6 protein-coding genes are annotated in these 8,627 nt (G+C 59.5%); 4 read left to right on the top strand and 2 right to left on the bottom strand.

Annotated features, from left to right (window positions below; all coding sequences use genetic code 11):
* The 3 genes from ACTG3T_RS12910 to ACTG3T_RS12900 all read left to right on the top strand — a co-directional run.
* The coding region (locus ACTG3T_RS12910) for a carboxyl transferase domain-containing protein (RefSeq protein ID WP_439102690.1) at positions 1-912 on the top strand (912 nt) is incomplete at its 5' end.
* A gap of 19 nt (positions 913-931) precedes the next feature.
* Positions 932-2,887, top strand: coding sequence for a DUF3604 domain-containing protein (locus tag ACTG3T_RS12905; RefSeq protein ID WP_439102689.1), 1,956 nt, complete (start codon positions 932-934; stop codon positions 2,885-2,887).
* A complete protein-coding gene (locus ACTG3T_RS12900; protein ID WP_439102688.1) occupies positions 2,887-3,654 on the top strand; it encodes an SDR family oxidoreductase in 768 nt (255 codons plus the stop codon). Before ACTG3T_RS12905 ends, ACTG3T_RS12900 begins: the two co-directional genes overlap by 1 nt.
* On the opposite strand, the gene rapA is transcribed toward ACTG3T_RS12900, so the two are convergent.
* Both rapA and ACTG3T_RS12890 read right to left on the bottom strand, forming a co-directional pair.
* Positions 3,651-6,392 (bottom strand): RNA polymerase-associated protein RapA, encoded by a 2,742-nt coding sequence (rapA, locus tag ACTG3T_RS12895; RefSeq protein WP_439102687.1) that lies wholly within the window; start codon positions 6,390-6,392, stop codon positions 3,651-3,653. The two genes, ACTG3T_RS12900 and rapA, sit on opposite strands and share 4 nt — an antisense overlap.
* Positions 6,392-7,237 carry a TatD family hydrolase gene (locus tag ACTG3T_RS12890; protein WP_439102686.1) on the bottom strand — a complete coding sequence of 282 codons (846 nt, stop codon included), beginning with the start codon at positions 7,235-7,237 and terminating at the stop codon, positions 6,392-6,394. Before ACTG3T_RS12890 ends, rapA begins: the two co-directional genes overlap by 1 nt.
* Positions 7,238-7,288: 51 nt before the next feature.
* Between ACTG3T_RS12890 and ACTG3T_RS12885 the strand changes: the two genes are divergently transcribed.
* A complete protein-coding gene (locus ACTG3T_RS12885; RefSeq protein ID WP_439102685.1) occupies positions 7,289-8,623 on the top strand; it encodes a hypothetical protein in 1,335 nt (444 codons plus the stop codon).
* Positions 8,624-8,627: the final 4 nt, after the last annotated feature.

Genomic DNA, 8,627 nt, shown 5'->3' with positions numbered 1-8,627 from the left:
ATGGCCGGTCCCGCCATGATAGAGGGGGGTGGCCTGGGCAGTTTTCGCCCCGATGAGATTGGTCCTTCCGAAACGCAGTGGCGCAACGGCGTTATCGATATTCTCGTGGATGACGAGGCGGATGCCACGGCCATGGCGCGGCGCGTGCTCTGGTATTTTCAGGGGGACGTTCCCGCCGGTGGCGCACAGGACCAGCAACCGCTTCGAGAGGCACTGCCCGAAGATCGGCGCTGGAGCTATCCGGTGCGGGATATCATCGAGCGCCTCTTTGACGCGGGGAGTTTCACCGAGTTACGCCGCGTGTTTGGCCGAAGCGTTGTGACGGGTCTGGCGAGGCTCGGAGGGCGAGCCGTGGGCGTGCTGGCTAGCGACTGTCAGCAGCTCGGTGGCGCCGTGGACAGCGACGCCTCGGATAAGGCGTCGCGATTTTTGAATCTGTGTAACCGCACCGGTCTCCCGGTGATCTCCCTTGTGGATACGCCGGGGTTTATGGTGGGACCCGACAGTGAGTCCCAAGCCGCGGTGCATCGCATGTCGGCGCTTTTCGAGAGCGCCGCATCCCTGAAGGTTCCTATTTTGGCGGTTTTTCTGCGTAAAGCTTATGGACTCGGGGCCATGGCGTTGGTTGGGGGCAGTTTTGCGGTACCGCATTTTGCCGCGGCCTGGCCAACGGGGGAGTTCGGAGGCATGGGGCTGGAGGGGGCGGTGCGCTTGGGATACCGCAAGGAACTGGAGGCAGTGGAGGATCCGGAGCAACGTCAGCGACTCTTCGACAAACTTCTGGGGGAGCTCTACGAAAAAGGTAAGGCGCTGGAAGCCGCTGCCCATCTGGAGATTGACGCGGTGATAGATCCTGCAGATACCCGTGAACAGCTGATCCACGCGCTGTATCATGGGGCCTCTGTGAAATAAAAAAACGGTAGCTCGGTTTATGAGAATTCCCGGCGCGGTCCCGACCGCATTTGTGTTTTCCCTGCCCGCGGCTTTGGCTCTCGCCCTGGCCCTTAGCAGTATCAGCGTTCGTGGCGACAACCCCAGCGATAAAAATGTGCTGTGGGGTGACACCCACCTGCACAGTTCTTATTCCTTTGATGCCTTTCTCAACGACAATCTCCGGGCTGATCCGGCCACGGCGTATCGTTTTGCCATGGGGCAGCCCGTACCCCACCCCTATCATCAGGGTCGGGTACAGCTTAAGCGTCCTCTGGATTTTCTCGCCGTGTCGGATCATGCGGAATATCTGGGCATCATGCGACATCTGTACCTGGAGGGGCCGGACCGCGAAGGCATGGGCTTCTGGGATACCCTGAGGGCGCAGATTGCGACCTCCGTCATTCGTCACAAGGTCGACCAGCGCCGGGGGAAGGACCTTTTTGCGCCGGCACTTCCCGCAAGTGAGAACCCCGTCGCCGCTGCGCGGAAGCTGGCATCCACCAACGGTATTCCCAGTAGCGCTGTGTCGAACAGGGTGCCGAGCATGGATGGCGTGGAAACCAGCACCTGGCGAAGCATCACCGAGACCGCCGACGCTTATAACCAGCCCGGAATTTTTACAACGCTCATCGCCTGGGAGTGGAGCACCATTCCCGGTGGCGCCAATCTTCATCGCGTTGTCATCAGCGATTCCGACGCGCAAAGCGCCCGGGCCTTTGAGCCCTTCGGTATGGATGACAGCCCCTACCCCGAGGACCTGTGGTCATTCCTTGACCGGGTAGAAACGGAAACCGGCGTCAATTTTGTCGCGATACCCCACAACTCCAATATCTCCAAGGGCGTTATGTTCGATGAGATGACCCTCCGGGGCGAGGAGATGACTGAAGACTATGCCCGCCGTCGTTTGCGCTGGGAGCCTATTGCGGAGATCACGCAGATCAAAGGGGATTCCGAAACCCATCCGCTGTTGTCCCCGGACGACGAATTTGCGGACTTTGAAACCTACCCGTTCTACATACAACGGGATCGGGAGGAGTACCGCCCCCTCGAGGGCGATTATCTGCGTTCCGCGCTGCGCCGTGGACTGGAGCTGGAGCAGTCCCTTGGCCGTAATCCCTACCAACTCGGTTTCATTGGCTCCACAGATGCGCATACCGGCCTGTCCAGCGCGGCGGAAGACAACTTTCACGGCAAGATGGCGACCGACTCCATACCGGAAAACAAGATTGCCAGCTTTGGCAGCGCAGGGGGAGTAAATGGCTGGTCTATGTCGGCCTCAGGTCTCGCTGCCGTATGGGCCACGGAGAATACCCGGGAGGCAATCATCGATGCCATGCGTCGTCGGGAAGTTTACGCCACCAGTGGCCCGCGGATTTCTCTAAGGTTTTATGCGGGTTTTGGGCTTAGCCCTGAGGAAGATCCTTCGGCAGCAGAACTGAATTCGGTGCTTGCGGAGGCGGCGCCCATGGGCTCGATTCTCCGCGGCGATGGGCAGGCGCCCCCGGTCTTCTTTGTCGAGGCGCTCCACGACCCTCTTGGGGCCTTTCTCGATCGGATACAGATCGTGAAAGGCTGGCTTACCGCCGAGGGCGAATCCCGGGAGCAGGTGTTTGATGTGGCGCTGTCCAGGGAGACTCGACGGCAACCCGATGGCACTGTGACTCCTGTAGAGGACACCGTTGATCGGAGTACCGGCAAGGTTGATAACCGCGTGGGCGCAGCGCGACTGTCAGTGTTCTGGAGTGATCCGGAGTTTGACCCCGCACAGTCCGCTTTTTACTACGCCCGGGTTTTGCAGATTCCCACCGCGCGCCATTCCTTTCTGGATGCCCTTGCTCTGGGTATGGAGTCAGCAGCGGGGCAGCCGGATACGATACAGGAGCGGGCATACAGCTCACCCATCTGGTATCGACCCGATGAAAAAAATGCCACCAACACAGGAGATTCGCAGTAATGAAATCGCTTTTTAATCTTGAGGGCAAGGTCGCGGTTGTGACGGGCGGGTCCCGGGGCATCGGCGCGATGATTGCGCGGGGTTTCGTGGAGAATGGCGTAAAAACCTATATTACAGCCCGCCGCGCGGAGGAGTTGCAGGCCACCGCAGACGAGCTGTCAAAGCTGGGGGAGTGCATCGCAATCCCAGGCAACCTCGCGGATCCCGAGGGGGTTCAGAATTTCGCTGAGGAGCTTAAGTCCCGGGAAGCCAAGATCGATATTCTGATTAACAACGCGGGTGCTTCCTGGGGAGCGCCTCTAGATGAGTTCCCCGAAAGCGGCTGGGATAAAGTCATGGATCTCAACGTGAAATCCCTGTTTTTCCTCACCCAGGCGCTGCTCACACCACTTCGCGCTGCCGCCACCGATGATGACCCTGCGCGGGTGATCAACATCGGATCTATCAACGGTCTATCCTACGCGCCGCTGCAAAATTACTCTTACACGGCGAGTAAGGCGGCGGTGCACCACTTGACGCGGCAGCTGGCGGTGGATCTGGCGACGGACAACGTCAATGTGAACGCCATCGCTCCCGGGTTTTTTCCCAGCAAGATGACAGCACACCTCCTGGACCATGAGGCAGAGATGGCATCAGCCATTCCCCGGCGACGCATTGGTACGCCGGAGGATGCCGCGGGTTCGGCAATCTATCTTTGCTCTCGTGCCGCAGCGTTTGTGACGGGTCATGTACTGGTGCTCGATGGCGGTCAGGACGTCTCTTCCTAGCGGGTGATCACCAGGCGGACGCCCTGTAGCGTAGCCCGCGCTGTTCCCAGGGCGACGAGACCGGCTTCCTTGCGGAGTCTCAAATTCTCGATCTCTTCACCGCGAATGGCGGGGTTCACGTCCCTCAGAGCGCTGAGACGGGCGATTTCCTCGTCCATCTGTTCGCCGTAGCGCTGCGCTGCTTCCTGTTGGCGAGTCTCTAGTTCCCCGGCAAAACGATGCTCGGCATCATCAATGCGGGTTTCGATCTCTTCGCGGAGTTGACGCACAATCTTACTCACCGTTCCCCGCGGTACTTTTTCTACCCGCTCATTGAGACGTTCGTGGGTCAGTAATTCGCTCAGGTCCCTGCCTGTAGCGTCAAGGAGTATGCGTTGCGGTGCCAGGGGTAGATAGCGTTGCAGGCCCAGTGCCCGTGGAGCGCTCAGGGATACGGTGAACAGTAGTTCGTAAAGCCGGGAACCCCCGGGTACCCCCTTGAGCTTCATGGCCCCAACGCTGGCCTGTCCCAGCGCACTGCCAAGGACCGTAGTCATGGCATCTTCCATCCAGGGGTGTTCCCAGCCGAGGAATATAAAGTCTTCCCGGGCAAGAGCCTCATCCCGGGATACGGTTACCGTGCAACCGTCTTCGGGTACCTCGGGAAAAATCTCCAGTAATTCCTGCTCACCACGCCTGAGCACACTGCTGCTCTCCCCAAGGTCTTCATGCTCCACGCCGGTGACATCGCAAAGCTCCCGAAGGAAGCCACCCAGGGTGTCCGGATCTTCTATGTCACTGATGGCCGCCCCGATAGCCTGACCCTGCTCCGGGTTACAGGAGCTTCGCTCCAGCAGCTTGTCCCGTCCCTCGCTGAGCTCTTTCCGCGCGCGTTCGGTGAAATCGGCGGTGTTTTTTAGCAGTGCCTCAAAGCTCGCATCCGGCTGCTGGAGTTGCGCGTCCAGAGCATCCCTGAATTCGCCGAGAATCATATCGCCCGCGGAACAGCTGGAGCGGAACAGATCGATACCCTCGTGGTACCAGCGCATCAGCGTTTCCTGAGCGCTGCCCTCGATGAAGGGTACGTGAATAAAGATGCGGTCTCTCTGGCCAATACGATCAAGGCGACCGATGCGCTGTTCCAGCTGATCGGGGTGCTCCGGCAGATCGAAAAGAATGAGATGCTGGGCAAACTGGAAATTCCGTCCTTCGCCACCTATCTCCGAGCATATGAGCGCCTGCGCTCCCTGGTCCTGTTCGGCGAAGTACGCGGCTGCCCGGTCGCGCTCCACCAGGCTTAACTGCTCGTGAAACGCCGCTGAGCGGATGCCGGCACGGAGCTGCAGATAGCTTTCCAAAGCCAGGGCCGTATCCGCTTTGGCGCAGATAACCAGAACTTTCTCCGGTCGCAGCGATTTGAGCTGACTTACGAGCCAGGCTACCCGCGGGTCTTCCTGGAGCCACTGTTCCGTGTCTACATGGAGATCGGGGTAGAGGTTTTGATAAACAGGGTTAGCTACGGCAGGGAGCGGATGCGGGAGCATTTCCCGTGTGGGAAACCCGCCAACGCTGGCCCGGGCGTTGCGGAAAAGTACCCGGCCGGTGCCGTAGCGATCCAGCAGTGCGGCCACCTGGCGTTCCGGCGCAGCCCCGGGGTCGATATCCGCGGGGAGCCCCTCGGGTTTTTCTCCACGGTCAAGGGCATCGATGAGGGGGCTCCAGTGCTTGTACTGGGACTCCTCTTCTTCAAAGGCGGCAAAGTCGTGAAAACGCTCGGGGTCCAGAAGCGCCAGTCGCGCAAAGTGCGCCTTCAGACCGACCTGTTCCGGAGTGGCTGTGAGCAGTAACAGACCGGGCACCTGCGCTGCCATGCTTTGTAAAAAGCGAAATTCTTCACTGATACTGTCACTATGCCAGGCTAGGCGGTGCACCTCGTCGACGATGAGCATGTCCCACTCCGCGTCGAGGGCAAGGGCTCGAGCGTTGGGGTCCAGGAAGAGATCCGTGGAGCACAGCACCAGCTGCTCTTCATCGAAAGGATTGCTGCCTTCGTCGCATTCCATCAGGCGGTCGTCGTCGAAGAGGGCAAACTGGAGGTTAAAGCGCCGGCGCATTTCCACCAGCCATTGAAACTGCAGGGACTCGGGAACCATGACCAGTACCCGACGGCTGTCGCCGCTGAGAAGCTGGCGGTGAAGAATCATGCCCGCTTCGATGGTCTTACCAAGGCCAACCTCGTCTGCGAGGAGCACCCGTGGTGCGTGGCGCTTGCCGACCTCGTTGGCCACGTACAGCTGATGGGGGAGAAGCGCGGTGCGTGTTCCCAGAAGGCCGCGCAATCCGCTCTGTTGCAGCCGATGGAGATGCTCGGCGGTCGCCATGCGCAAGGCAAAGGCTGCATGGCCATCGTACTGGCTGGCCAGAAGCCGTTGCCGCGGGGTTGCCAGATCGATGTGGTCATCCATATCCAGCTCGGCGAGAAGCTCCCGCTGCCCTTCGCCGGAGACTTCGTAAATGAGCAGCTCCTGTTCCTCATGCACCGCCAGCACCTGTAGTTTTCGGCCATCCCGGGTGTGCAGGGCATCGCCTTCGCGGAGTTTTACCCGCGTCAGCGGCGCGTTATCGGTGGCATAGGTGCGTTCCTCTTCCACAGCGGGAAAATGCAGACTCACCCGGCGGCCGTCCAGCTCTACAACAATTCCCAGGCCCAGTTCGCTATCGGCGTGGCTGAGCCAGCGTTGCCCAATGGCATAACTCATCAGGCGCATTCCTCCTGTTTGGTACCCTCAGCAGTCTCTGAGTTAAAAAATAAGCGTTCACTGTTGGTGTAGCACTGCTTCAGCAGCACGTCGATGGGGGTGTCTTTAATCTCGGCAACTTTCTCAGCCACGAAGGGCAGATAGCGGGGGCCGTTGCTCCGGCCCCGATAGGGTACCGGGGTCAGGTAGGGGGCGTCGGTTTCAAGTAACAACTGCTCCACGGGCGTGATAGCCACGGCGTCCCGCACATTGTCGGCACGATTGAAGGTCACCATGCCATTAAAACCAAGCATGAATCCGGCCTCCAGTGCGAATTCCGCCAGTTCCAGTCCGGAGCTGAAGCTGTGGATGACGCCCCGTCGGGGGAGATTCTCGAGATGTTCCGCAAGTAGCTTGCGCATGTCCTCATCAGCATCGCGACTGTGGATGACCACGGGCAGATCGCATTCCGCAGCGATGGTTAGCTGGTCTGCAAACACTTGACGCTGAATGCTGCGGTCCGCGTGGTCATAGTAGTAGTCGAGGCCTATCTCGCCGATGGCCACAACGCGCGGATCTGCCGCGCCCTCGCGAATACGTCTGGCAACATCCGGCGAATACTTCTCGGCCTCATGGGGGTGTATGCCCTGAGTGCAGTAAATGCGGTTCTCGCGCCCGGCGATGGTCCGCACGGTGTCCAGGTTGTCCGGACTCACGGCAATGGTAATGATGCGCTCTACGCCGACATCCCGGGCACTGGTGAGCTCCTCGGCGAGGTCGTCAGGCTCGAGGTAGTCCAGGTGACAGTGGGTCTCAATAATGGGATGCGCAAAGCGCGGGATATCCCGGCGTTGTTTTTTACTCATGGGGTTTCGGCAGGTGTATCGAACATAAAGATCCGTCATTATATCGACTCTATGAAACCATTGTCGTCTCTCCTTGTCCTGCTGTCTTCCCTGGTTACAACCGGCGCTTTTGGTGCGGCCGCACCCTACGGAAAAGATTTTGTTGAAGACGGCGCCCGTTGGCAGGAGGAAGCACCTCCGTCGTCGAGGATGTCTTCCCAGATGCTGTCCACAGCGGCGGCCGCCGAGCTGATCCGCGCACTGAGCGAGCAGCTGGCCGAGCAGGAGTATGAAGAGGGGCCCTATGCCATGAGTCTGGCAGAGACCCTTGATGATTTGGGCAGGGCTCACGAAGCGGCGGGGAATCTCAGCCTTGCGCAGCAAAATCGGGCACGGGCCCTGCACCTGATCCGCGTGAATGACGGACTGTACAGTGAAGCGCAGCGGCCGGTGCTGCAGGCGATGCTGCAAAGCCTTCGAAAGGCGGGTGATTATGAAGCCCTCGATCAGCGCTATGACTATTTTTTTCGTCTCTATGGATCAGGTCAGCCTCCCTGGAATGAGATCCGCTGGGATGCCACCATGGAGTATCTCCGTTGGCAACGGGAAGCTCTGCGAAGAGGGTTGGACCGCGATCCCATGGATCGCTTGCTCAGTTTGCATCGTCTCCATGAGGATCTTCTGGAGCAAATCAGTACTGACGATGAACTTGAAGAGGGCCATTTAAAGGTAGACGGTGGGTCGGCTGTTAAAGCACAGAGCACGCCGCGCGATTTCCGCCGCTTGGCGGATGCAAGCTATAGTCAGCTCAAGACTCTCTATCTCATCGAAGACATTGTTCAGCCGCAGCCCCTGTATCGGGAGCGCGTCATTGGCTTTTCCCGCAGTGAAGACCCTCGGGACTTTAATCTTCAACAGGAGCGTCTTGAAAACCTTCAGCGAACACTTCGCGGCGAGGGTCGCAGGCTTCTGGAGAATCTGCTGGCAGTAACGCCTGTCCACGAGCGTCGGGCCCGCGCGGTGGCAAAGTTGGCACTGGCGGACTGGACGCAGTGGCATGGCGCCTACCGGGAGGCGGGTGACCTTTACGAGAGTCTGTGGCAGGAACTTGCGAGTCATGGGTTGGAGAGCCTCGCTAAGCAGTGGTTCTCCAAGCCCGTGCCATTGCCGGATAACGGTGTGTTCTGGCAGTCTGGGCTGGAAGAGGCTGAGGGGCCCATTCCCGTGCGTTTGAGTGTGAGCGAAAGCGGACGTGCCACCCCGGATACTGCGACCGTGGCTCCGAGGTGGCAGCGTTCCGTGGGGCGCCTCCTGCGTCAGATTGCTGCCACCCGTTATCGACCCACTATTCAGGACGGCCGCATCGTCCCTGCGGAAGGTGTATCTGCAAGCTATTGGTTGTACTAAGGGC

Source organism: Congregibacter sp. (assembly GCF_965660375.1).
Lineage (GTDB): Bacteria > Pseudomonadota > Gammaproteobacteria > Pseudomonadales > Halieaceae > Congregibacter.
The sequence above is the reverse complement of the archived record's forward strand: the minus strand, read 5'-3'. Positions and strand labels throughout refer to the sequence as shown.